At 75.0% G+C, this 23,031-nt stretch carries 25 protein-coding genes; 15 read left to right on the forward strand and 10 right to left on the reverse strand.

The genetic code is table 11. From position 1 onward, the window contains the following. Positions 1 to 5 precede the first annotated feature (5 nt). The 3 genes from ABRQ22_RS12840 to ABRQ22_RS12850 are packed head-to-tail and all read right to left on the reverse strand — an operon-like array spanning position 6 to position 2,628. Positions 6 to 1,295 (reverse strand): enolase C-terminal domain-like protein, encoded by a 1,290-nt coding sequence (locus tag ABRQ22_RS12840; RefSeq protein ID WP_353707000.1) that lies wholly within the window; start codon positions 1,293 to 1,295, stop codon positions 6 to 8. Beyond that, complete coding sequence (locus tag ABRQ22_RS12845; RefSeq protein WP_253051664.1) at positions 1,292 to 2,218, reverse strand: NAD(P)-dependent oxidoreductase; 927 nt, start codon at positions 2,216 to 2,218, stop codon at positions 1,292 to 1,294. Before ABRQ22_RS12845 ends, ABRQ22_RS12840 begins: the two co-directional genes overlap by 4 nt. A 20-nt stretch (positions 2,219 to 2,238) precedes the next feature. After that, positions 2,239 to 2,628: a hypothetical protein gene (locus ABRQ22_RS12850; protein WP_253051665.1), complete on the reverse strand. Its 390-nt coding sequence runs from the start codon at positions 2,626 to 2,628 to the stop codon at positions 2,239 to 2,241. Between the two features lie 137 nt (positions 2,629 to 2,765). On the opposite strand from ABRQ22_RS12850, the gene ABRQ22_RS12855 reads away from it, so the two are divergent. The 5 genes from ABRQ22_RS12855 (at position 2,766) to ABRQ22_RS12875 (ending at position 7,997) form a co-directional block, all read left to right on the forward strand. Continuing rightward, positions 2,766 to 3,353, forward strand: coding sequence for a PadR family transcriptional regulator (locus tag ABRQ22_RS12855; RefSeq protein ID WP_353707001.1), 588 nt, complete (start codon positions 2,766 to 2,768; stop codon positions 3,351 to 3,353). Continuing rightward, positions 3,350 to 4,045, forward strand: a complete 696-nt coding sequence (locus ABRQ22_RS12860) for an ATP-binding cassette domain-containing protein (protein ID WP_253051667.1) — start codon at positions 3,350 to 3,352, stop codon at positions 4,043 to 4,045. Before ABRQ22_RS12855 ends, ABRQ22_RS12860 begins: the two co-directional genes overlap by 4 nt. After that, on the forward strand, positions 4,042 to 5,931 hold the full coding sequence (locus ABRQ22_RS12865) for a hypothetical protein (protein WP_353707002.1): 1,890 nt from the start codon (positions 4,042 to 4,044) through the stop codon (positions 5,929 to 5,931). Before ABRQ22_RS12860 ends, ABRQ22_RS12865 begins: the two co-directional genes overlap by 4 nt. A gap of 58 nt (positions 5,932 to 5,989) precedes the next feature. After that, complete coding sequence (locus tag ABRQ22_RS12870) at positions 5,990 to 6,412, forward strand: VOC family protein (RefSeq protein WP_253051669.1); 423 nt, start codon at positions 5,990 to 5,992, stop codon at positions 6,410 to 6,412. A gap of 154 nt (positions 6,413 to 6,566) precedes the next feature. Next, the gene (locus tag ABRQ22_RS12875) at positions 6,567 to 7,997 is read left to right on the forward strand and encodes an MFS transporter (RefSeq protein WP_253051670.1); all 1,431 of its coding nucleotides are present in this window, start codon (positions 6,567 to 6,569) and stop codon (positions 7,995 to 7,997) included. Between the two features lie 78 nt (positions 7,998 to 8,075). On the opposite strand, the gene clpX is transcribed toward ABRQ22_RS12875, so the two are convergent. From clpX to ABRQ22_RS12895, 4 genes are all read right to left on the reverse strand, one after another. Beyond that, positions 8,076 to 9,425 carry an ATP-dependent Clp protease ATP-binding subunit ClpX gene (gene clpX, locus ABRQ22_RS12880; RefSeq protein WP_253051671.1) on the reverse strand — a complete coding sequence of 450 codons (1,350 nt, stop codon included), beginning with the start codon at positions 9,423 to 9,425 and terminating at the stop codon, positions 8,076 to 8,078. Positions 9,426 to 9,513: 88 nt separating this feature from the next. After that, positions 9,514 to 10,737 (reverse strand): cell division protein ZapE, encoded by a 1,224-nt coding sequence (gene zapE, locus ABRQ22_RS12885; protein WP_353707003.1) that lies wholly within the window; start codon positions 10,735 to 10,737, stop codon positions 9,514 to 9,516. Positions 10,738 to 10,746: 9 nt separating this feature from the next. Beyond that, complete coding sequence (locus tag ABRQ22_RS12890) at positions 10,747 to 11,691, reverse strand: permease prefix domain 1-containing protein (protein ID WP_353707004.1); 945 nt, start codon at positions 11,689 to 11,691, stop codon at positions 10,747 to 10,749. Further along, positions 11,688 to 12,032 (reverse strand): PadR family transcriptional regulator, encoded by a 345-nt coding sequence (locus ABRQ22_RS12895; RefSeq protein WP_205201118.1) that lies wholly within the window; start codon positions 12,030 to 12,032, stop codon positions 11,688 to 11,690. Before ABRQ22_RS12895 ends, ABRQ22_RS12890 begins: the two co-directional genes overlap by 4 nt. A 118-nt stretch (positions 12,033 to 12,150) precedes the next feature. Between ABRQ22_RS12895 and ABRQ22_RS12900 the strand changes: the two genes are divergently transcribed. After that, the gene (locus ABRQ22_RS12900) at positions 12,151 to 12,861 is read left to right on the forward strand and encodes a metal-dependent transcriptional regulator (protein WP_253051674.1); all 711 of its coding nucleotides are present in this window, start codon (positions 12,151 to 12,153) and stop codon (positions 12,859 to 12,861) included. 127 nt (positions 12,862 to 12,988) lie between these two features. Here ABRQ22_RS12900 and ABRQ22_RS12905 read toward each other — a convergent pair whose 3' ends face one another. Further along, the gene (locus tag ABRQ22_RS12905) at positions 12,989 to 13,615 is read right to left on the reverse strand and encodes a superoxide dismutase (protein WP_053369073.1); all 627 of its coding nucleotides are present in this window, start codon (positions 13,613 to 13,615) and stop codon (positions 12,989 to 12,991) included. A 147-nt stretch (positions 13,616 to 13,762) separates the two neighbouring features. Here ABRQ22_RS12905 and ABRQ22_RS12910 point away from each other — a divergent pair, with 147 nt between their 5' ends. Together ABRQ22_RS12910 and arfB are read left to right on the forward strand one after the other, a co-directional pair. Beyond that, entirely contained in the window at positions 13,763 to 14,119 is a 357-nt protein-coding gene (locus ABRQ22_RS12910; protein WP_353707005.1) for a DUF1801 domain-containing protein, read from the forward strand. Positions 14,120 to 14,221: 102 nt separating this feature from the next. Further along, positions 14,222 to 14,659 carry an alternative ribosome rescue aminoacyl-tRNA hydrolase ArfB gene (gene arfB, locus ABRQ22_RS12915; protein WP_353707006.1) on the forward strand — a complete coding sequence of 146 codons (438 nt, stop codon included), beginning with the start codon at positions 14,222 to 14,224 and terminating at the stop codon, positions 14,657 to 14,659. 95 nt (positions 14,660 to 14,754) lie between these two features. Here arfB and ABRQ22_RS12920 read toward each other — a convergent pair whose 3' ends face one another. Further along, positions 14,755 to 15,384 (reverse strand): putative glycolipid-binding domain-containing protein, encoded by a 630-nt coding sequence (locus tag ABRQ22_RS12920; RefSeq protein WP_353707007.1) that lies wholly within the window; start codon positions 15,382 to 15,384, stop codon positions 14,755 to 14,757. A gap of 62 nt (positions 15,385 to 15,446) precedes the next feature. Here ABRQ22_RS12920 and ABRQ22_RS12925 point away from each other — a divergent pair, with 62 nt between their 5' ends. After that, the gene (locus ABRQ22_RS12925; protein ID WP_205201125.1) at positions 15,447 to 15,866 is read left to right on the forward strand and encodes a VOC family protein; all 420 of its coding nucleotides are present in this window, start codon (positions 15,447 to 15,449) and stop codon (positions 15,864 to 15,866) included. Here ABRQ22_RS12925 and ABRQ22_RS12930 read toward each other — a convergent pair. Further along, positions 15,863 to 16,579 carry a helix-turn-helix transcriptional regulator gene (locus ABRQ22_RS12930; protein ID WP_353707008.1) on the reverse strand — a complete coding sequence of 239 codons (717 nt, stop codon included), beginning with the start codon at positions 16,577 to 16,579 and terminating at the stop codon, positions 15,863 to 15,865. The genes ABRQ22_RS12925 and ABRQ22_RS12930 overlap by 4 nt on opposite strands. 231 nt (positions 16,580 to 16,810) lie before the next feature. Here ABRQ22_RS12930 and ABRQ22_RS12935 point away from each other — a divergent pair, with 231 nt between their 5' ends. The 6 genes from ABRQ22_RS12935 (at position 16,811) to ABRQ22_RS12960 (ending at position 23,030) form a co-directional block, all read left to right on the forward strand. Further along, entirely contained in the window at positions 16,811 to 18,637 is a 1,827-nt protein-coding gene (locus ABRQ22_RS12935) for a fatty acyl-AMP ligase (RefSeq protein WP_253051679.1), read from the forward strand. Beyond that, positions 18,634 to 18,900, forward strand: a complete 267-nt coding sequence (locus tag ABRQ22_RS12940) for an acyl carrier protein (protein ID WP_253051680.1) — start codon at positions 18,634 to 18,636, stop codon at positions 18,898 to 18,900. The genes ABRQ22_RS12935 and ABRQ22_RS12940 overlap by 4 nt, the downstream gene beginning before the upstream one ends. Next, complete coding sequence (locus tag ABRQ22_RS12945) at positions 18,897 to 19,871, forward strand: 3-oxoacyl-[acyl-carrier-protein] synthase III C-terminal domain-containing protein (RefSeq protein WP_253051681.1); 975 nt, start codon at positions 18,897 to 18,899, stop codon at positions 19,869 to 19,871. Before ABRQ22_RS12940 ends, ABRQ22_RS12945 begins: the two co-directional genes overlap by 4 nt. Further along, the gene (locus ABRQ22_RS12950) at positions 19,868 to 21,352 is read left to right on the forward strand and encodes a hypothetical protein (RefSeq protein WP_353707009.1); all 1,485 of its coding nucleotides are present in this window, start codon (positions 19,868 to 19,870) and stop codon (positions 21,350 to 21,352) included. The genes ABRQ22_RS12945 and ABRQ22_RS12950 overlap by 4 nt, the downstream gene beginning before the upstream one ends. Next, complete coding sequence (locus ABRQ22_RS12955) at positions 21,349 to 22,668, forward strand: type III PLP-dependent enzyme (RefSeq protein ID WP_353707010.1); 1,320 nt, start codon at positions 21,349 to 21,351, stop codon at positions 22,666 to 22,668. The genes ABRQ22_RS12950 and ABRQ22_RS12955 overlap by 4 nt, the downstream gene beginning before the upstream one ends. Before the next feature lie 71 nt (positions 22,669 to 22,739). Next, positions 22,740 to 23,030 carry an acyl carrier protein gene (locus ABRQ22_RS12960; RefSeq protein ID WP_253051684.1) on the forward strand — a complete coding sequence of 97 codons (291 nt, stop codon included), beginning with the start codon at positions 22,740 to 22,742 and terminating at the stop codon, positions 23,028 to 23,030. The last annotated feature ends 1 nt before the right edge of the window (position 23,031 follow it).

Below are 23,031 nucleotides of genomic sequence, written 5' to 3' on the forward strand. Positions count from 1 at the left end.
GGTCCTCAGGGAGCGACCAGACCGCCGTCGGGCGCGCGTACGCCCGCGGCCCACGCGTCGTGGCCCGCGAGGTCCGCGGGGTAGCGGGCCGCGGCGCGCTCGTCGAGGTCGACGCCGAACCCGGGCGCGTCGTGCGGGCGCAGCCAGCCGTCCACGATCCGCAGCATGCCGGGGAAGACCTCGTGCACGGCGTCGGAGTACACGTGGCCCTCCTGGATGCCGAACGCGGTCGACGTGACGTCGAGCGCGACGTTCGCCGCCGCGCCCACCGGGGAGGTGTCGCCCGGCGCGTGCCAGGCCGTGCGCACCCCGACCAGCTCGGCGGCGGTCGCGAGCGCCCGGCCCGCGCTGAGCCCCCCGATCGCGCTGATGTGGCACCGGATCAGGTCGACGCCGCCACCGAGGACGAGCCGGGCGGCGTCGGGGAACGACGTCGCGAGCTCGCCGACCGCGATCGGCACCGGTGACGCCGCGCGCACCTCGGGCAGGCGGTCCCAGTGCTCCGGCGCGAGGACGTCCTCGAGGAAGAACGGGCGGTACGGCTCGAGGGCTCGCGCGAGCATCACGGCCTGCTTGGGGGTGAGGCGCGAGTGGACGTCGTGCAGCAGCTCGACCTGCTCGCCGAGCGCCTCGCGGGCGGCGGCGAAGAGCCGGGGCGTGCGGCGCAGGTACTCCTCGACGCTCCACCCGCGCGGGTTGGGCGCGGCGGGGTAGCCCGGCTCGGGGTCGGCGGCCGTGCCGTAGTGGCCGATGCCCGGCTGGCCGGTCTGGATGCGCACGTGCCGCCACCCGGCGTCGACGATCCGGTGCGCGTCGTCGATCGTCTCCTCGACGGTGCGCCCGCTCGCGTGGAGGTACGTGTCGGCGGCGTCGCGCACCTTGCCGCCCAGCAGCTCGTGCACCGGCATGCCCGCGCGCTTGCCGGCGATGTCCCACAGCGCCATGTCGAGCCCGCTGATCGCGTTGTTCCCCACTGGCCCCTCGCGCCAGTACGGCGCGAGGCGCACGAGGCGCACCAGGTCGCCGACGTCGCCGGGGTAGCGACCGACGACGATCCGCTCGAGGTGCTGCTCCACGTACGCGGCCACCGCGTGCCAGCGCTGCGTGTACGTCGCGCACCCGAGCCCGTAGAGGCCGGGCACGTTCGTGTCGACGCGCACCACGACGAGCGGGATGCCGTCCGGCGCCGTGACGATCGCGCGCACGCCCGTGATGCGCGTGCCGTCGCGCGCGGGCCACGGGTTCGCGAACGCCGGGTCGACGGGGTGGACGGTGCTGAGCGGGGCGTCGGTCACGGGGTCTCCGGGGTGGGTCGGGCGTCGGGCTGGGTGCGGGGCCGGGCGGCAGTCCCGCCGTCGGGTGGGGCGGGCGCGTCGTCCGGGCGGTGGAGCGAGTGCCGCGGCCGGAAGCCGAGCAGCTCGCGCGCGCGGCGCGTGTCGACGAGGCCGTCGCGCGGCCCGATCGCGCGGGTGAGGGGTACCTCGGGCGCGTAGCGGGCGAGGAGCTCCGGGGTCGGGGCGTCCAGGAGCGTGTCGTCGGCGGCGAGCCCGACGACGTGCGCGCCCGTGAGGTCGGCCGTCAGCCCGGCCTCGATCGCCGCGACCGCGTCGCGCAGGTCCAGGTAGGCCCAGCCCTCGCGTGCCATGACGCGCGGGTCGCGGGCGACGGCGGCCGCGGTCTCCCGGAGCCCGGCGGCGTCGCGCACGTGCGGGAAGCGCAGCGCGACGACGTCGAGACCCCACCGGCGCCACGCGGCCCGGGCAGCAGCCTCGTCCGCCTGCTTCGAGAGCGAGTAGGCGTCGGCGACGTCGGCCGGCACGTCCTCGTCGAGCGGGTAGTAGGCGGGGTGCACGTCGTGGGGGTTCATGGGGACCCCGAACGCGTTGATGCTGCTCGCGAGCACCGCGCGCCGCACGCCCTGCTCGCCCGCGAGCGAGAGCACGGCCCAGGTCGCCGTCGTGTTGGTCGCGTACACCTCGAGCGGGGTGCCCAGGTTCGGGTGCGGGATCGCCGCGAGGTGGACGACGGCGTCCGCGCCCTCGAGCCCGCGGCCCACGTCCTCGGGGGAGCGGGCGTCGCCGACGACGAGCCGGTCGGCGGGGCAGGGGTGCTCGAACGCGGTGGACAGGGCCGTGACGACGTACCCGCGGTCGAGGAGATGCTGCACGGTCGCGCGGCCGATACCGCCGTCGGCGCCGGTGACGAGGACGCGCGTCATGCCCTCACCCTACGTCCCGGTCAGGCCTTGTCGTCGCGTTCTTGCGGGCTGTCTGTCGTCGTCTTGCTCTCCGGGGTGGCGGCGATCGCCCGCGCGCGCAGCATGCTCGCGACGTCCGCGAGCGTGCTGCCCACCGCGCGCGGCGCGCGCTCGGGGCGGAGGTAGCGGGCGTCGTCGTCCCCGTCGTCGATGTCGCCCCGCAGCGCGTCGGCACCGGTCCAGGGCGGCGGGGCGTCGGCCGGGACGGCGGTCGCCGTCGTCGCTCCCGGCACCACGCGGCCGCCCCCGGCTCGCCACGCGAGCGTCGCGTCGACGAGGCGGCGGTACACGCCCGCGTCGAGCGGGTCGCGGAGCCACGCGTCCGCCGCCTCGGCGACGTGCCGCGCGAGCCGCGCGTCCTGCTCGGTCATGCGGTCTCCTCGGGCGCTCGTTCCTGCTGCGCGCGAGCCTAGTCCCGGCCGATCGTCGCCACCGGACGACAGCCCTCCGGGAGGCGGGTGCACACCGAGGGTATACACCGAGTGTGCACCTGTGGTTCACTCGCCCCATGACGGTCCCCATGGCGATGCTCGCGCTGCTCGACACCGGTCCTGCGCACGGGTTCGTGCTCAAGCGGAGGTACGACGGACTGCTCGGCCACGAGCGCGAGCTGCGGTACGGGCAGGTCTACGCGACCCTCTCCCGGCTCGAACGCGACGGGCTCGCGGCGGGCGTCGGGGTCGAGCCCGGAGCGGGGGCTGACCGCAAGGTGTACGCCATCACGCCCGGCGGCGTCGCCGAGCTCGACCGCTGGCTCACGACCCCGAACCTCCCGGGCGGACGCCCGAGCGAGCTGTTCACACGGGTCGTGCTGGCGCTCGCGAGCGGGCGGGAGGTCACGGGGATCCTCGACGCCCAGCGCGACGTGTACCTCGTCCGGATGCGCGAGCTCACGGCCGCGCGCCGGGCGGGCGACGCCGTCGACCGGCTCGCGGGCGACTACGAGACGGCGCACCTCGAGGCGGACCTGCGCTGGATCGAGGTCGCTGGGGCGCGGCTGGGGGACCTGCGCCGTGACGTCGCGGAGGCGCTGGGCGCGCCAGCGGCGGGCGCGCACCCGGAGGCCCCGGCCGGCGACGACGGCGGTGCCCGGTGAGCGACGGGGCGGCGCGGGACGTGGTGCTGTCGGCGCGCCGGATCGAGCACGCGTACGGCGCCGACCCCGTGCTGCGCGGGGTCGACCTCGACGTCGTCGCGGGCGAGGTCGTCGCGCTCATGGGGCCTTCCGGCTCCGGAAAGTCGACGCTGCTCCACCTCCTCGCCGGCCTGCTCGTGCCGGACGCCGGCCAGGTGCGGCTGCTCGGCCGGAGGCTCGACACCCTGGGGGAGCGCGCCCGCGCGCAGGTGCGCCTGCGTGACCTGGGCTTCGTGTTCCAGTTCGGCGACCTCGTGCCCGAGCTGACGGTCGTGGAGAACGTCGAGCTGCCCCTGCGGCTGCTCGGCACCCGGCGGCGCGAGGCGCGGTCGGTCGCGCTCGGGCAGCTCGACCTCCTCGGCATCGCCGACCTCGCCGACCGACGCCTCGTCGAGGTCTCGGGCGGGCAGGCGCAGCGCGCCGCGGTCGCCCGTGCGCTCGTCCACCGGCCCGCCGTCGTGCTGGCCGACGAGCCCACCGGCGCGCTCGACACCGTGGCGGGCGAGCTGGTGCTCGAGGCGCTCGTCGGCGCCGCGCGCGACACGCGGACCGCGGTCCTGCTCGTCACGCACGAGGTCGGCGTCGCGGCCTGGGCCGACCGCGACGTGCAGATCCGCGACGGCCGCGTGCGCCCGACGGCGGTCCTCGCGTGAGCCCTCTCGTCCTCCTCGGCGCGCGTCTCGTCCGGGCCGGCGGACCGCTGCGCGCCGTCTCGCTCGTGACCGGGTGCGCCGTCGCCGTCGCGCTCCTCGCAGCCGCGTGGGCCCTTCCGGACGCGCTGTACCCGGTCGTGCGGCCCGGAGACGTGAACCCGCAGCGCGGTGTGCTCGTCTCGCTGCTCGCGCTCGTCGTCGTCCCGGTCGCGGCGCTCCTGCTCGCCGTGGGGCGGCTGTCCTCGACGGTCCGCGACCGGCGGCTCGCGGCCCTGCACCTCCTCGGCGTGAGCCGGGCGCGGCTCGCTCTCGTCGCCGCGGTCGAGAACGGGATCCCCGCGCTGCTGGGTGCGGGACTCGGTGCCGTGGGGTTCGTCGTGGTCCGGGGTGTGCTGGAGCACCTGCTCGACCCGGTGCTGCGGGCGCCGATCACGGGCGGATGGCGCCTCGCCACGGTCGTGCTCGGCGTCGTCGTGCTGTCCGTCGTCCTCACCCTCGCGTCGTTCCGGCGGCTCGACGACCCGCGCGCCGCGACGAGCGAGTCCGCCCGGCCCCGGCTCTCGCTCTGGCGGCTCGCCCCTGTGCCCGTCGCCCTCGCCTGCTTCGGGATCCTGCTGACGACCCCGCCCGACGAGGTGGACGACGCGACGGTCGTGGCGCTGCTCGTCGGTCTCGCCGCCTCCGGGGTCGCCGTCGTCCTGGTCACGCCCCTGGTCTCCTCGCGGGTCTCCGGGACGCTCACCCGCACGGGGAGCGTGCCCGCGCTGCTCGCCGGCAGGGCGGTCCAGACCCAGCCCGCGGCGACCGGCCGCCGCGTCGTCGCTCTCGGCCTGACGGTCTTCGTCGCTTTCGCCGCCGCGGGGTACCTCGGCGTCTACGAGTCCACGCCGCACCTGGCGTACGCGATCCACAGCATCGAGGAGGGCCCGCAGCGGATGTTCGTCACGGCGGGCGACTCGCAGGAGGACCTGCGCGACAAGGTGCTCCCCGCCGTGGAGCGGGTCGACGGCGTGCTCGACGCCGAGCTCTCCTACGCCGTCGACCCCGTGACGTGCGCCGAGGGCGACGGGTCGGACTGCCCGTCCGTCTACGTGGGCACGTGCGAGCGGCTCGGGCGCGCGATCGTCGTGGCCGGCTGCCGCGACGACCAGGCGGCGTGGATCGTGCACGGCGCCGGCGACGCGTCCCCGGCGTGGGCGCCCGAGCGGGTCGACACGCTGCTCCTCGCCGACCGGGACTCCGGCGCCACGCACACCGTCCCGCTGCCCGGCGAGATGACGCAGGACGACGACGCCGTGACGTCGCAACGTCCCCTGGGTGGAGCGTCGTACGACGTGTTCGTGCCGCAAGGGCTCGCGGACGGCTGGGGCGTCCGGGTCTCGGGTGCCGAGCTCACGGCCCTCGGCGGGCCGGACGTGCGGGAGCGGCTGCTGGCCGTCGTCGAGGCGCACGGTGCCTGGGGAGACGTGCCCGAGCTGCACGACTACCGCCAGGTCGTCACCGTGCGCACCACGGTGTGGAGCGTCGTCGGGATCGCCGTCGCGGTGTCGCTCCTGACGTACGGACTGACGACGATCGACCGCGCGCGGGAGCGGCGCCGCGGACGCGCGCGGCTCATGGCCGTCGGCGTCCCCGCCCGGGTGCTGCGCCGCGCGCAGGCGCTCGCCGGCGCCCTGCCGCTCGTCGTCGCGGTCGTGGTCGGGACCGGTCTCGGCGTCGTGGCGACGGCGGCGTACTCCCACGTCGCCGGAGCCGTGTTCGCGATCGAGCCGACCGTCCTCGCGCTCATGATCGCCACCGTGCTCGTGGGAGCGCTGGCCGTCTCGCTCGCGACCCTGCCTCTCACACGGAGCACGGTCACGGCGGAGGACCTCCGGCAGGAGTGACGCGGCGCGTTGCGAGTGCTCGCGCGGCGCGCGACGGTGGCGAGCGGAGGTGGTCGCCGTGGCCGACGTGTTCCCCCGGATCGCCCAGGTCGTGCTCGACACGACCGACGCGCGCGCGCTCGCCGAGTTCTACCGCGCGCTGTTCGGGCTCGCGTACCGCGCGGGCGACGAGCCGCCGCCGGCCGGCGAACCGGATCCGGCGGGTGCGGACTGGCTCGTGCTGCGCGCCGCGCCGGGCGGGGTCCAGATCGCGTTCCAGCAGGTCGACGCCCTGGCGCCGTCGACGTGGCCGGACGAGGGCGTGCCGCAGCAGCTCCACCTCGACTGCACCGTGCCGGACGTCGCGGAGCTCGACCGGCAGCACGAGCGCGCCCTCGCGCTCGGGGCGCGCCTGCTCCACGACCGCTCGGACGACCCGGAGGAGCCGCTGCGTGTCTACGCCGACCCGGCGGGCCACCCCTTCTGCGTCTTCGTCGGCTGACCGCCGGAGATCGACCCTTGCATACCCCCCACCCGTATAGTACCTTCACCGCCAGATACCCCCATGGGGTATCTGGCGACGGGTTGCCGTCGCCTCGCGTGCCGCCGTCCCCGGCGGCCGGACAGGGCCGTCGAGGCCCGGAGGAGGACGCTCGATGTCGGACGCATCGAGGCGGGGGTGGGCCCTCGGGCTCATCGCCACCGCGCAGTTCATGGTCATCATGGACACCTCGATCATCGGGGTGGCCCTCCCACGCATCCAGGAGGACCTGGGCTTCACGCCGGGGAACCTGTCGTGGGTCTTCAACGCGTACGTCGTCGCGTTCGCCGGGCTCCTGCTCCTCGGGGGCCGGCTCGCCGACCTCTTCGGCGCCCGGCGCATCTTCGCGATCGGCTGGGCGGTGCTGCTCGTCGGCTCCGTCGTCGCCGGGGCGGCCGAGACCGTCGCGGTCGAGCTCACCGGGCGCGTGGTCCAGGGTGCCGGCGCCGCGCTCGTCGCCCCCGCCGCGCTCACGCTGCTCATGTCGATCTTCGGGTCCAGCCCTCGGGAGCTCACGCGGGCGCTCGCGGTCTACGGTGCCGCCGCACCCGCGGGCGGTACGGCCGGCGTCTTCCTCGGTGGGCTCATCACCGAGTACGCGAGCTGGCCGTGGGTGTTCTGGATCAACGTGCCGATCGCCGTGCTCGTGCTCGCCGTCACCCGGGTCCTGCTCCCCGCCGGCACGACCACGCGGGGGTCCGTCGACGTCGTGGGCGCGCTCACGGTCACCGTGGGCCTCGGTGCCCTCGTCTTCGCGGTGGTGCGGGCGCCCGAGGTCGGGTGGGGCGCGGCGCAGACGTGGGTCGTGCTCGGCGCCGCGCTCCTGCTGCTCGTCGGCTTCGTCGTCAGCCAGGCCCGGCGCAGCCAGCCGCTCGTCCCGCTGCGGATCTTCCGGACCCCGAACCTCGGGGCGGCGAACCTCGCCCAGGCGCTGCTCGGCGCGGCCTGGGTCGCGATGTGGTTCTACCTCAACCTGTACCTGCAGCAGGTCCTCGGGCTGGGCGCCTTCGCCTCCGGCGCCGCCCTCGTGCCGATGACCGCGCTCGTCATGGTCGGGATGGTCGCGCTCGCGCCGCGCCTCATCGCCCGCTGGGGGAGCAAGGCCCTGGTCGTCGCCGGTCTGCTGGTCCTCGCGGTCGGTCTCGGGTGGCTCTCGTTCGTCCGGCCCGACGGCGCGTACGCCGTCGACGTCCTGCCCGCGACGCTCGTCGCGGCGCTCGGGATGTCGCTCGCCTTCATCCCGTCGCTCGGGACCGCGATCTCCAGCGCCCCGCCCCAGGACGGCGGCCTCGCGTCCGGGATCGTCAACACGAGCTACCAGGTGGGGTCCGCCCTCGGCCTCGCCGCGATGACGGCCGTCGGCGCGGCGTTCGGGGCGACCGCGAGCGACGACCTCGTCGCGCTCACCGACGGGTACTCAGCGGTGTTCCTCGGGGCCGGGGTCGTCGCGCTCGTCGCGGCGCTCCTCAGCGCGGTGCTGCTCCGCACGCCGCCCCGCACCGGGGCCGGCGAGCCGGCGCGCGAGAGCGAGACCGTCGGCGCGTGAGCCGCGCACGACACGCCGCGGGCGGTCGCGGGCGACGCGCGCGACCGCCCGCGGCGTGCCCGGCGCCGAGCGAACAGGTCAGGCGGACTTCTCCCGCGGGGTACGGCTGCGCGCGGTGGAGGTGCGCGGCACGATCGTGGGGTTCACGTTGTCCAGCACGACCTCACGCGTGATCACGACCCGCTCCACGTCATCACGCGACGGCACGTCGAACATCACCTGCTGCAACACCTCCTCCATGATCGCCCGCAACCCCCGCGCCCCCGTCCCCCGCAACAACGCCTGCTCCGCGACCGCCTCCACCGCACCCTCGGTGAACTCCAGCTCCACCCCGTCGATCGCGAACATCCGCTGATACTGCTTCACCAACGCATTGCGCGGCTGCGTCAGAATCCGCACCAACGCCTCGGAGTCCAACGCCGACACCGACGCGATCACCGGAAGACGCCCGATGAACTCCGGGATCAACCCGAACCGATGCAGATCCTCCGGGCGCACCTGCGCGAACAGATCCTCCCCCGCACCCGTCTCGATCGACGCACCAAACCCCACCCCCCGCTTGCGCGCCCGCGCCGCCACGATGTCGTCCAACCCCGCAAACGCCCCCGCCACGATGAACAACACGTTCGACGTGTCCACCTGGATGAACTCCTGATGCGGATGCTTACGACCACCCTGCGGCGGCACCGACGCGCTCGTACCCTCGATGATCTTCAACAACGCCTGCTGCACACCCTCACCCGACACATCACGCGTGATCGACGGGTTCTCCGCCTTGCGAGCCACCTTGTCGATCTCATCGATATAGATGATCCCCGTCTCAGCCTTCTTCACGTCGAAGTCCGCCGCCTGCACCAGCTTCAACAGAATGTTCTCCACGTCCTCACCGACATACCCCGCCTCGGTGAGCGCCGTCGCATCCGCGATCGCGAACGGCACGTTCAACATCCGCGCCAACGTCTGCGCCAGATACGTCTTACCCGTCCCCGTCGGACCGATCAACAGAATGTTCGACTTCGCCAGCTCCACGTAGTCCGGGTCGTCGGCCGCGGGGGAGTCGCCGGCCTCCTCGGCCGCGGCGGCGGCGCGGACGCGCTTGTAGTGGTTGTGCACCGCGACGGCCAGCGCCCGCTTGGCGCCGTCCTGCCCGACGACGTAGCGGCTCAGGTGCGCGAAGATCTCGTGAGGCGTGGGGAGGGGGCCGTCGCCGGTCACGACGTCCTGCGCCGCGCTCTCGGCCTCGCGGTCCTCCTCGACCATCTCGAGGCACAGGGCCACGCACTCGTCGCAGATGAACACGCCCGCGGGCCCGGCGATGAGTCGCTTCACCTGGCGCTGGGACTTGCCGCAGAAGGAGCACGTGAGCGCGTCCGCCGCGCGCGGACCGCGCTGCCCGCGCGTGTCGTCGGTGCCGTCGGAGCGTGCCACCGGGTGCCTCCAGTCCAGTCGGTTGCGGCCGATCGTAGCCGCCGCCCACGACACGCCGACAGGTTCCGCTCCCAGGAGGCGCGTCGGGTCAGCGACCCTCGGCAGGCCCGAGGCCCGCCGACCGCTCCGTCAGGAGCTGGAGGCGGCTCGCGGCCCGGAAGGCGTCGGGTCGGTCCGGCATCGCTGTGCGGAAGGCGCCGAGCGCGTGGGCCGACGTGACCACGAGCTCGACGTCGGCGTCCACGAGCACGTCCACGACGGCGATGAACCGCTGCTGGGCCTCCCGGTCCGCGTCCGTGAGGAGGGGGACGTCGGTGACGACCCAGCGACGGAAACGCGCGGCCCAGTCGAGGTACTCGAGGGTGGACGTCGGCCGCCCCGCCAGGTCCGCGAACGTCACCCACAGCTCGGGCTCGCTCTCGCGGGCCGGGCCGTCCACCCGTGCGGCCGTCACCTCGAACGACCTGGTCCCGGTGCGGACGACCGCCCGGGAACCCGGGGCGGGGGCGACGAGCCCGTGGGCGGCGAGCTGCGCCGTCGTGCCGGGGGAGAGCCACGCGCCCGCGGCGAAGCCTGCGCGACCGCGCCCCCCGAGCGCCCGGTAGTCCGTCGCCCCGGCGAGCTCGACCACGTCGAGGTGCGCGCGCAGGAGCGCGATGCCCGGCTCGGCGACGTGGTGCCACAGCGGGTTCGGGAGCAGCGTGCCGGGCTCGTAGTTGGACGTCGCGAGCACGACGACGCCCGCCTCGAACGCGCGGCGCAGGAGCCGGGTGAGCAGGGTCGCGTCGCCGGTGTCGTGCAGGTGGAGCTCGTCGAGGTAGAGCAGCGTGCTCCCGCGCAGGAGGTCGTCGATCGCGGCGTCGACGGTGCCGGGGCGTGGCTCCGCCGACTCCTCCGGCGGCCCGGGCGGCGGCTCCGCGGCCGGGGCGGCCGCGCGGGTGCGCCACCCGCGCGTCGGGCCGCCCTGCCCGACGGCGGGCCGCGGCCCGGCGAGGGCGCTCGCCTGCTGGGCGTGGATCGCCGCGTGCAGCGCGCGGAACAGGTCGTACACATGCACCCGCCGGGCCGCGCCGGCCGGGAGCCCGCCCGCGACGGCCGCGAAGAACGCCCCGGCCAGCCACGACTTCCCGCGCCCCGCGGGGCCCCACACGTACAGCCCGCGGACGGGCCGCCGTCGGGCCCCGGCGAGCTCGTCGCCGAGCCGGGCGAGCCGGTCGAGGAGCGCGGACTGGTCCGGGTCGAGCGCGAACCCCTCGCGCGACGCCGCCGCCTCGACCGCACGCCGGGTGCGGTCGAGGCGGGAGCGGGTCACCGGGCCAGCCTAGGCACGGGGGCTGCGCAGGGCCTTCACCCAGACGCTGACGACGTCCCAGCCGGTGATGACCAGGGTGCCCGCGACGATCGCGTTCGAGAGCCAGGTGACCGAGTCGCCGCCCGTGACCTCGAGGAACGCCGGGTTGACGAGGCGGTCGGCGCTGGCGAGCCAGACGACGGCGGCGGCGAACAGCGCCCCGACGACCGTGTTGGCGACCGCGAGGCCGACGGTCCACCGGCCGCGCGCGTACACGAGGATCGTGAGCACGATCTCGACCGCGACGAGCGCGACGAGCACGCCGGTCCAGACCGGCCACAGGTCGGGCTGCAGCACGGGGACGGCGGTGCCGTCGGGCCCCCGGTACGTCGCGACGTTCTGGAGGAGGAGGACGGCGGCGACCAGGACGAGCAGGCCGACCGACACGACCGTGTCGACGAGCGTGACCTCGCGGGGCGCGCGCTCGGTCGGGAGGCGGTCGACCGTCCAGGGGCCGGTGAGCTCGTCCTGGCTCCGCGGGGAGCCGTACCGTTCGAGCAGGACGAAGACGAGCGTCGTCCAGAACGCGATCTGGAGGGCGACCGAGGCGGTCGTCCAGATGCCGCTCCAGATGGCCGACCCGACGGCGTCGCCGTCGACGAGGTCCGTCGCGAGCACGATCGCCCCGGGGATGAGGCTGACCCAGAGCAGCACCTTGAGGAGCCGCAGCCAGTCGAGGTAGAGCGTCGGGCCGATGAGGTAGAGCGGGCGCCCGGCGAGGTCGGCGGCGAGGCGGTCGGGGTCGCCGAGGTCGTTGAGGACGTCGGTCTCGGCCCGTGCCGGGTCGGTGCCGGCCTCGACCTTGGCCTCGACGGCGTCGGCGACGGACGCGCGCAGCTCCTGCTCGAGGTCGGCGTGCTGGTCCGCGGGGACGCGGCGCAGCGTGGCGGCGACGTAGCGGTCGGTGAGCGTCATGACGTGCCTTCCTGGGAGTCGATGGTCTGGAGGCTGCGCGCGATCGCGAGCCACTCGTCGAGCAGGTCGCGGGCGAAGCGCTCACCCGCGGGGGAGGTGCGGTAGAACTTGCGCGGCCGCGCCTCGTCGGTGTTCCACTCGCTCACGAGGAGGCCCTGCTTCTCGAGCCGGCGCAGGAGCGGGTAGAGCGTGTTGGCGTCGACGGGGACGCCCGCCGCGGCGAGCGCCTCGAGGAGCCCGTAGCCGTAGCCGGGCGTGCGCAGCAGCAGCAGGCTCGCGACGACGACGGAGCCGCGGCGCACCTCCTGGCTGTGCCCGGCGAAGATCTCGGGATCGGTCATGTCTCACACCATAGTGTGTGACACACAGTATGCACAAGAGGCACATCATCGTGTCGGCGCTGGAGCGCTAGACTGGAACGGTTCCAGAGAAGAGTGCGTACCTGCCGCGGGAGGCCGAGTGACCGACCTGATCGACACCACCGAGATGTACCTGAAGTCGATCTACGAGCTGCAGGAGGAGGGCATCCCTCCGCTGCGCGCGCGGATCGCCGAGCGCCTCGGGCACTCCGGGCCGACCGTCTCCCAGACCGTCGCCCGCATGGAGCGGGACGGCCTCGTCGTCGTCGGCGGCGACCGCCAGCTCGAGCTCACGACGCTCGGGCAGCAGACGGCGGTACGCGTCATGCGCAAGCACCGCCTCGCCGAGCGGCTCCTCACCGACGTCATCAAGCTCGACTGGGAGCAGGTGCACACCGAGGCCTGCCGCTGGGAGCACGTGATGAGCGACCTCGTCGAGCAGCGCCTCGTCGCGCTCCTCGACCACCCCGCGCACGACCCCTACGGCAACCCGATCCCGGGCCTGCGCGAGCTGGGCGAGGACCTGCCGGAGGTCGAGTACCTCGACGGCGTCGTGTCGCTGCCGGCCCACCTCGCCGCGAGCGGCACGGCCGACGGGGGCGAGGTCCGCGTCGTGCTCCAGCGCATCGCCGAGCCGGTCCAGGTCGACGTCGAGCTCCTCGCGCGCTTCGCCGAGGCGGGCGTGTTCCCGCGCCAGACCCTCGTCGTCGCCGTGCACGACGGCGCCGTCACGGTCTCGGGCGACGGCGCCGACACGGTCCTGGACCTCCCGGACGACGTCGCGCGCCACCTCTTCGTCACGGCTGACTGAGCCCGACGCCGCCGTCGTCAGGCTGTCGAACACGACATGAGGGTCGTTATCCATCGGATAACGACCCTCATGTCGTGTTCGCCGGCGGGCGGTGTCGTGCTCGCCGGGCGGGTGGAGCGGGTGCCCGTCAGGCGGGGACGATGAGTCCGGCGGTCTGGGTCTTGGCGCGCTGGAGGCGGGCCTCGGCGTCGGACCAGTTGACGAGGTTCCACCAGGCGGTGACGTAGTCGGCGCGCACGTTCTGGTAGTCGAGGTAGTAGGCGTGCTCCCAGACGTCGAGCAGGACGATCGGGGTGAGGCCGAGGGTGAGGTTGCCCTGCTGGTCGTAGAGCTGGACGGTGACGAGCTTGGAGCCGATGGAGTCCCAGGCGAGGATGGCCCAGCCCGAGCCCTGGACTCCGGCGGCGACGGCGGCGAACTGCTTCTTGAAGGCGTCGAAGGAGCCGAAGTGCTCGTCGATCGCGGCGCCGATCTCGCCGGTGGGCTCGCCGCCGCCCTCGGGGGAGAGGTTGGTCCAGAAGGCGGAGTGGTTGACGTGGCCGCCGAGGTTGAACGCGAGGTTCTTCTCGTGCAGGTTGATCGCGGCGAAGTCGCCGGTCTCGCGGGCCTCGGCGAGCTTCTCCAGGGCGGTGTTCGCGCCGGTGACGTAGGCCTGGTGGTGCTTGGAGTGGTGCAGCTCCATGATCCGCCCGGAGATGTGCGGCTCGAGCGCACCGTAGTCGTAGGACAGCTCGGGGAGAGTGTAGACAGGCATGGTTCCTCAGGTTCCTTCCGTCGGTATGCAGCCACGCTAGGACCTCGACCACGGTTGAGGTCAAGGTGGGCGCACTGTGATCTTGCAGGTCGGACGTGCGGTCCCGCTCGCCGAGCGGCCCAGCGCCGACGGCGGGACGATGACCGGATGGGGACCGTCACCGACTACCTGGGCGGCGTGGACGAGCCGGACCGCGCGACGCTCGCGCGCGTCGTCGAGGTCGCGCGCGGCGTCGTCCCGGACGCCACCGAGGGCACGAGCTACGGCATGCCCGCCCTGCTCTACCGCGGCAAGGCGCTGCTCAGCGCGATGGCCTCGGCGAAGCACCTCGCGGTCTACCCGTTCAGCCCGGCCGCGGTGACAGCCGTCGACGCGCGGCTGGACGGGTACTCGCACGCGAAGGGGACGGTCCGGTTCTCCAGCGACCATCCGCTTCCCGACGACGTCGTCCGCGACCTCGTCGCGGCCCGCGTCGCGGAGATCGACGCGCAGCTCGACCGCTGACCGCCGGGCAGTCGCCCGCCGTCGCCGCCGTCGCCCGCCTCCGCGCGCGGGTCGCGACCGAATCCCCTGGGCCGCACGGCCGCCGTCGGGCACGATGGACGGATGCCCGACGACGCCCGTCCCGGCCTGCGCGTGACGACCACCCTGGTCGTCCCCGAGGCGGAGCTGTCGTGGCGGTTCTCGCGGTCGTCCGGGCCCGGCGGGCAGGGCGTCAACACGACCGACTCGCGCGTCGAGCTGTCGTGGGACGTCGCGCGGTCGGCGGTGCTCACGGAGTCCCAGCGCGTCCGGGTGCTGGACCGTCTCGGCAGGCGGGTGGTCGGCGGCGTCGTCACCGTCGCCGCGTCGGAGCACCGCGAGCAGCGGCGCAACCGCGAGGCCGCCCGGGTGCGCCTCGCCGCCCTGCTGGCCGACGCCGTCGCCCCGCCCGGGCCGCCGCGCCGCGCGACGCGGCCCACGCGCGGTTCGGTGGAGCGCCGGATCGGCGCCAAGAAGCGGCGGACCGAGGTCAAGCGCCTGCGTCGCTTGCCGCAGGACTGAGCCGAGCACGACGTCACCCGCCGTCGAGCACGACCTGACGGACGGAAAGGGCCGGAGAACGACCCCCGTGTCGTGTTCGGCGGGAGGCCGGAGGGCTAGAGGCGGCGGGCCAGGTGCGGGTATTCCAGCACCAGGCCGTCGGCGTCGACGGTGAGGTCTGCCGTGAAGTCGCGCGTGGCGCTCGTGTACGTGACGACGCCCTGACCGGTCATGGGGTCGAGCGGCTCGCGCGCGGCGTAGACCTGGTCACTGCGCAGGACCGCCAGGGACGGCAGGTCGACCCACGCCATGACCAGGCGCGTCTCGCCCGCCGGCGGGCGGTCGCCGAGCAGCCCGAGGCGCAGGATCGGCATCGTGTTGGTGACGGGGCACAGCGCGATGTCGCAGTCGAGCGCGCCGTCGAGCGAGGCCGGGTCGGCGATCCCCGGCGCGGCGAGGCCCGACGGCGGCGTCCCCGACTCGCGCACGTCGTCGCGCCACGCGCCGTCGGGCGTCCGGAGGAGGTCGAGGTGGCGCGACCACCCGAGCCCGCGCACGGAGACGTCGAGGTGCTCGGTCACCCAGCCGGGACCGGTGCGCAGCGCCCACGCGGTCGCGTACGCCGCCGCGCGCGACGTGCCGAGCGCCGCCAGCCGGTCGTCGCGCACGGTGACGGTCGCGGCCTCCAGGCGGTCCGGGTCGTCGTCCCAGCCGGACCACACGACGTGCCTCGTCGATGCGCTCACGCGCGCCAGTCTCGGACGAAAAGGCGGTGCCCGCGCGGCGAGGGCGTGGCAGGGTCGCGCCCATGACCTCTCGCATCTCCCACACCACGTTCGACGCGCGCGACTCCTACGCGCAGTCCGTCTTCTGGGCCCAGGTCCTCGGGTACACCGACGTGCCCGGCGACCCCAACCTCCCCGGCCACGAGGAGTGCATGATCATCCCGCCGGCGGACGCGACGACGCCCGCCGAGAGCCGCGGGCACGTCCTGTTCGTCGAGGTGCCCGACGACAAGGAGCTGAAGAACCGCGTCCACCTCGACCTGCGGCCCACGGACCGCACGCGCGAGGAGGAGGTCGAGCGCGTGCTCGCGCTCGGGGCGACGCAGGTCGCGGACCGGCGCACGCCCGACGGCGGGGGCTGGGTCGTGCTCGCCGACCCGGAAGGCAACGAGTTCTGCATCCTGCGCAGCGACGCCGAGCTCGCGGCGGCCGCAGCCCGTTAGCGGTCGGTGATCCGGATCCAGCCGCGCTGGGCTGCCCGGGCCCCGGCCTCGAACCGGCTCGTCGCGCCGAGGCGCCCCATGAGCCCGGCGGCGTGACGGCGGACCGTCCGCGGGGACACCCCGAGCCGCGCGGCGACGGCGGTGTCCGTCTTGCCCTCGGCGAGGAGCCGCAGGAGCGTGTCCTCGCTCGGGGCCAGCGCGTCGTCGGCCGCCCGCGCCCGGTCCCACTCGGCCTCGGCGAGGGCCCGGAGCGCGCGGACGGCGTCCCGGTCGGTCACGGCGCGCGTGCGGTCCGGGCGGGCGACGAGCACGACCGTGTCGTCGAGGGCGACGAGGGTCAGGGGCAGCGCCGGTGCCACGCGGTGCTCGACGCCGGGGCCGTCGTCGAACTCGTCGTCGCGCTCGGCCTCGGGGGCGTCCGGGCCCGGGTGGTCCGCAGCGGGCGGCGTGCCGACGAGCGGTCCGTCGGGGACGGCGCCGCCGTCCGGGGCGGTGTCGTCGAGCGCCCCGTCTCTCGGCGGCTCGGGTGGCTCGACCGTCACGACACGGACGCGGGCGTCGCGGCGCGCCCGTTCGCGCACCCGTGTCCACAAGGGCTCCGGGGCCGCTCCGACGCCGGAGTCGAGCACGAGGACGTCGCGGGCGCGGCGCAGCGCGACGGCCCGCGCGGAGTGCCTGGCGCCGAGGGCCGGGTCTCGCTCCGTCGACGTCACACGGTGGGACTCTAGCCGACCTCCCTCGGCGTGCAGAGGGCCGTCCCGGCGGTCGGACCTGTGTGACGAACGGGGAGGTCAGCGGGCATTTGTCCTCTTCCGGACACGTCGGATTTGTTTACACCGCGGCCTTCCGCTGCCAGGCTTCCCCCGGACCGCCGGGTCGGGCTTCGTGCTGCCCGGCGTCCTACGTGCCGGGACGGTCCCGGCGCCGGTGACGGAGGGGGCCACATGGGCGCGCAGCCGGACGACCTGACCCTCGTGGACCTCGTCCACGAGCACGCACGCGAGCGGCCGGACCACGCGGCGGTCGTCGTCGTGCCGGAGGTGGGCGAGCGGCGCACCCTGACCTACGCCGAGCTCGACGCGCAGGCGGCGGCGCTCGCGGCCGACCTCGCGGACCGGCACGAGCAGGGCGACCGCGCCCTCGTGCTCTACTCGGCGACCGCGTCCTTCGTCGTCGGGATCGTGGCCTGCTTCTACGCGGGCCTGATCCCCGTCCCGTCACCGCTCCCGGGCGGGCAGGCGTACCAGCGCGAGCGCGTGCGCGGCATGCTCGTCGACTGCGACGCCGCCGTCGTGCTCGTCGACCCGACCGCCGCGAGCGAGACCACCGAGTGGGCCGAGCCGCTGCGGCGCGCCGACGGCGGCCCCGTCGTCGTGACCGTGGTCGACGGCGCCACGGGCGGCCCGTCCCGGCGCGGCCGCCCGGGCCCGCAGGACGTCGCGTTCCTGCAGTACACCTCCGGGTCCACGAGCAGCCCCAAGGGCGTCGTCGTCACGCACGCGAACGTCCTGCACCACCACGACGCCTTCTCGACGACCCTCGGCCTCGTCCCGGAGGACGTCTTCTGCAGCTGGCTGCCGGGGTACCACGACTTCGGCCTCGTCGGGATGCTGCTCGTCCCCCTGGGCCTCGGCGCGACGGCCGTCATCGTCCCCTCCACGGCCTTCCTCAAGCGCCCCGTCCGCTGGCTCTCCGCGATCACCGAGACCGGCGCGACCGTCACGGCCTCGCCGAACTTCGGCTACGACCAGTGCGCGCGGCGCGTGCGCGACGACCAGCTCGCCGAGCTCGACCTCACCCGCCTGCGCTGGGCGCTCGGCGGGGCCGAGCCGGTGGATCCCGCCGTCCTGGACGCCTTCACGCGCCGGTTCGAGCCCGTGGGCTTCCGCGGCTCGGCGCACGGCCCGGGGTACGGCCTCGCGGAGGCGACGCTGACGGCGACGTACCCGGACCGCCGGCTCCCGCTCGTCATCACCGCGGACGAGGCGGCGCTCGCCGACGGCCGCCTGGTCGTGCTCGAGGAGGCGTCGTTCCTCTCCGCGCTCCCGGACGCCGCGGCGCAGGGCCGGGGCAGCGTCCCGGGCGCGCGGCTCGTGTGCTGCGGCCTGCCGAGCGGCGTGGAGCTGCGCCTCGTCGACGACCAGGGCGTCGAGGTGCCCGACGGCGCGGTCGGGGAGGTCTGGCTGCGCGGCGGGACCGTCGCAGCCGGGTACTGGGGCGACGCGGCGGCGGGCGCGACGGCCGAGACGTTCGGCGCGGTCGCGGCCGACGGCACCGGCCCGTGGCTGCGGACCGGCGACCTCGGCGCGCTGCACCGCGGCCAACTCGTCGTCACGGGCCGGATCAAGGAGCTCCTCATCGTCGCGGGGCGCAACCTGTACCCCTACGACCTCGAGCGCGAGCTGCGCCGTCTGCACCCCGGGGCCGAGGGCCGTCCGGGCGCGGTGTTCGAGGCGGAGGGCCTGCCGGGCACGCTGTGCGCGGTCCAGGAGTTCCGCCCCACGCCGGGCGCGCGGCTCGACGGCGCGAGCGCCGAGGACGAGCTCGACGCCGTGGTGCGCCAGATGGCCTCCCACCTGGCGTCCGTCTCGGGCGCCGCCGTGCACGACGTCGTCCTCGTCCGTCCCGGCCAGGTGCCGCGGACCACGAGCGGCAAGATCCAGCGCGGTCGGGCGCGCGACCTGCACGGCGCGGGCGACCTCGCCGCGCTCCACTCCCTGCGCGCGTCCCGCGACCGCGCGCGCACCGAGCTCGCAGGGACCCGCTCATGACCGCACCGCTGCCCGACGCTCTCGACGACCTCGTGCTCCGCCACGTCGCCACCGCCCTGGGCGTCGCGCCCGCAGACGTCGACCCGGCGGGCGACCTCGCCGGGCTCGGGCTCGGCTCGGTCCAGGTCCTGGCGCTGCTGGGCGACCTGGAGGACGCGCTGGGCGTCGACCTGGACCCGGAGGCCGTCGTCGACAACCCGACGCCCCGGGCGCTCGCCGAGCACCTGCGCAGCGTCGTGGACGTTCCCGGGACGGCGGCATGACGACCCTCGTCGACGTCGGCGCGCACGTCCCCGCGACGCGCGTGCCCATCCGCGACCTGGCGGACGAGCTGGGGCTCGACCATCTCGAGCTGGGCGTGTTCGAGCGGTTCTTCGGGCTGCGCGAGGTGTGCACGGCGCCGGACGAGAGCCTCACCGACCTGCTCGTCGCCGCGGCGCGCGCCGTGCCCGGCCTCGCGGGGAACGAGCACCGCGTCCGGTACGTGCTGGGCGCGCGGACCATCGCGACCGTCGCCCCGGTCGGGGTCAACCCGCTGCACGACGCCGCGGACCGCCTCGGGCTCGACCACGCGGTCGTGTGGACCCTCACCCAGCACGCGTGCGCGTCCGCGCTGCTCGCGGTCGGCGTCGCGGGGCGCCTGCTCGCGGCCGACGGCGACCCGGGCGCGCTCGCGCTCGTCCTCACCGGGGAGAAGGCGTTCAGCCCCGGCTCCCGGCTCATCGAGGGCACGACCATCATGGGCGAGGGCACCGCGGCCGTCCTCGTCGGGGCCGACCCGACCGGGGTCTCGGCGCGCGCGGGCAGCCCCGTCCTCTCCTACGCGACGCGCACCCTGGGCGAGTACCACCAGGTCCCGCTCCCGGAGGACCTGGCCGCGCCGTTCGGCGTCGCGTACACCGAGGTGCTCGCGGAGGTCGTGGTCGAGGCCGTCGAGCGCGCGGGCCTGACGCTGGACGACCTCGCGCTCGTCCTGCCGCACAACGTGAACCGCGTGTCGTGGCGGCGCCTGTGCTCGCGCCTCGGGCTGCCGATCGCGCGCGTCCGGCTCGACGACGTGCCGGTGACGGGCCACTGCTTCGGCGCCGACTCGTTCATCGGCTACGCCGCCGCGCGCGCCGAAGGCCGACTGCGCCCCGGCGACCCGTTCCTCATGGTGGCGGTCGGGCTGGGCGCGACGTTCTCCGCCATGGTCCTGCGCTACGCGCCCCACGAGACGGAGGAGCCCGCATGACGGTCGAGCAGGTGGCGGAGGCCGCCGCCCAGGACGCTGCCCCGGACGCCCTGACGGGGGCCCCTCGCGAGCCGTTCCTCGCGCGGACCAAGCGCGCGCTCGCAGGCGCGCCCGACGCGCCGCTCGTGCTGCTCGGGAACTTCGAGGTCGAGGACGCGTGGGCGGTCGGGGAGGTCGGCCTGCCCTCGGTCGGGGGCGCGTCGGCGACGGCCGCGCTCGTCAACCGCATGGACGAGCTCGCGCTGCTCCTCGCCGGGCCGGACGACCACGTCGTGCTCAAGGCCGAGCCCGACCCGGACCACCTCGCCCACCTGGACGCGCTCGGCGTCGGGCTCCCGACCGTGCACGTCGCCGAGTCGAGCGACCCGCTGCGCACCGTCACGCTCGACGCGCTCGACTCGCCCGCCCTGCTCGCTCGCCTGGGCGACCTCGCGGCGGACGGCGTGCGCCTCCTCGCGCACGGGACGTCGTCGGCGGAGGAGGACCTCGCGGCCGCCACCGGCCTGCGCTCGGTGCTCACCGACGCCGCCACCACCAAGGCCGTCAACAGCAAGGTCTACAGCCGCGGGCTGTGCGACGAGCTCGGGATCGAGCAGGCGCGCGGCTGGGCGTGCCGGACCGTCGAGGACTTCGAGCGCGCGTGCGCCGAGGCGGCGCGGCTCGTCGCGGACGGCGCGACCGTGGGCGTCAAGGACGCGTACGGCGTCTCCGGCAAGGGGATCCTCGTCGTCGACGACCCGCGTCGCCTCGACCAGCTCGTGCGCATGGTCACGCGCCGGGCCGCGCGCTCGGGCGACGACCGCCTCGCCGTCGTCGTGGAGGTCTGGGCGGACAAGGCGACCGACCTCAACTACCACTTCACCGTCGCGCAGGACGGCTCGGTCGCGTTCGACTTCGTCAAGGAAGCGATCACCGAGGGCGGGGTCCACAAGGGCCACCGCATCCCGTCGCGCCTGCCCGCGGCGCAGGTCGACGCGCTGGCCGAGCTGTCGTCCCGGCTCGGGGCGCGCATCGCCGCCGACGGGTTCCACGGTCTCGTCGGGGTCGACGCGCTCGTGCGCACGGACGGGTCGCTGCTGCCGGTCCTGGAGATCAACGCGCGCAGCAACATGTCCACGTACACCGTGCCGCTCCAGGAGCGGTTCCAGCCGGACGGGTGGGTCGCGCTCGCGCGCCAGTACCCGCTCGTGCTCGACGCCCCGCTGTCGTTCGCGGCGCTCCACGACGCCCTCGGCGACCTGCTCCCGGGCGCGGCCGGGCAGGCGGGGCTCGTCGTCCAGGGGACGGGCACGGTCAACGCCGGCGCGCCCGCCGCGGCCTCGGGCGGCACGTTCGCCGGCCGGTTGCACGGCCTCCTCGTCGCGCCCGACGAGGACGCCCTCACCCGCCTCGACCGCGCCGTGACGGAGCGGCTGACGGAACGGACCGCCCGGCGCCCGGCGCCGACGGCCGCGACCCCGACCGAAGGAGACCCCCGATGACCACGACCCCGAGCCGGCCGACGACGCCCGGGAGCGCGGACCTCGCCGCGGTCGCGGAGGAGTTCGGCACGCCCGTGTACGTGTACGACGGCGACGTGCTCGCCGCGAACTACCGCGCGCTGCGCGAGCGGCTGCACCCCGCTCTCGGGATCTTCTACTCGCTCAAGGCGAACCCGAACGTCAGCATCTGCGGGCTGCTGCACTCGCTCGGCGCGAACGCCGAGGTGTCCTCGCTCACCGAGCTGCGCACGGCGCTCGCGGCCGGCGTCGAGCCGCAGGACGTCCTGTTCCTCGGCCCCGGCAAGAGCCGCGACGAGCTCGTCGCCTGCCTCAACTCGGGCGTGCGCGCGATCATCGTCGAGTCGCTGCCGGAGCTCGCGCTGGTGGACGAGCTCGCGCGCGCGACGGGGCGCGCCGCGCGCGTGGTGCTGCGCGTCAACCCGTCGTTCTCCGTCAAGGGCTCCGGGCTCACGATGGGCGGCAAGCCGCGCCAGTTCGGCATCGACGAGCAGCAGCTCCTCGACGCGCCGGACCTGTGCGCCGGGCTCACGACGGCCCGCGTCGTCGGGGTCCAGGTGTACATGGGCACGCGCATCCTCGACGAGGGCACGATCGTCGAGAACACGACGCGCATCTTCGAGCTCGCGGAGCGCCTCGCGGACCGGCTCGGCTTCCCGCTCGAGCTCGTGGACGTCGGCGGGGGCCTGGGCGTGGCGTACTTCGAGCGCGAGCGCGACCTCGACGTCGAGGTCCTCACCGCGGCGCTCAACCCCGTGGTCGAGGCGTTCGTGCAGCGGCACCCCGCGACCGACCTCGTCATGGAGCTGGGGCGCTACCTCGTGGCGCTGTGCGGCACGTACGTCGCACGCGTGCGCTACGTGAAGGAGTCGATGGGCGAGCGGTTCGCCGTCGCCGACGGCGGGACCAACCACCACATGGCGGCGGTCGGCATCGGCTCGTTCGTCAAGCGCAACTTCCCGATGCGCAAGGTGGGCCCGGCGACCGGCGCGGAGGACGTGCCGTGGAACGTCACGGGTCCGCTGTGCACGCCCAACGACACGATCGGCAAGGCCGTCCCGCTCCCGGCGGACCTCGCGGCCGGCGACCTCGTCGCCGTCGACCGCTCCGGCGCGTACGGCGCGACGGCGTCGCCCGTGCACTTCCTCAGCCACGGCTACCCCGCGGAGGTGCTGACGCTCGGCGACGAGTCGTTCCTCGTGCGGCACGCGGACACGCCCGACGACCTCCTGTCCCGCCAGGTCTTCCACGACCTCGGCGCGCGCGTCGCCCCCGCCGAGGCCGTCGCCGCCCCCTGACCCGCCGGCCGACCGGCCGCCACCCGCCACCCGCTCCCGCGGGCGCCCGACCCACCACCCGGAGGAACATCGTGAGCACCAGCACGAACACCGAGTCCCAGGAGGCCCTCGGCCGCGAGCGCGTCGTCGGCGCGGTCGTCGAGGCGCTGTCGAGCGTCCTCGGGCGGCCGCTGCCCGACGTCACGGACGCGACCCGCCTGTTCGACGACCTCGACCTCGACTCGACGAGCGTCCTCGGCCTGCTCATGGCCCTCGAGGACTCGCTCGACATGGAGGTCGACCCGGAGTCGCTCGAGCAGCACCACCTCGAGACCGTGGGCTCGCTGACGGACTTCGTCGTCGAGCACTCGACCCGGAACTGAC

It is taken from the genome of Cellulosimicrobium sp. ES-005 (assembly GCF_040448685.1).
GTDB classification, from domain to species: Bacteria; Actinomycetota; Actinomycetes; order Actinomycetales; family Cellulomonadaceae; genus Cellulosimicrobium; species Cellulosimicrobium cellulans_G.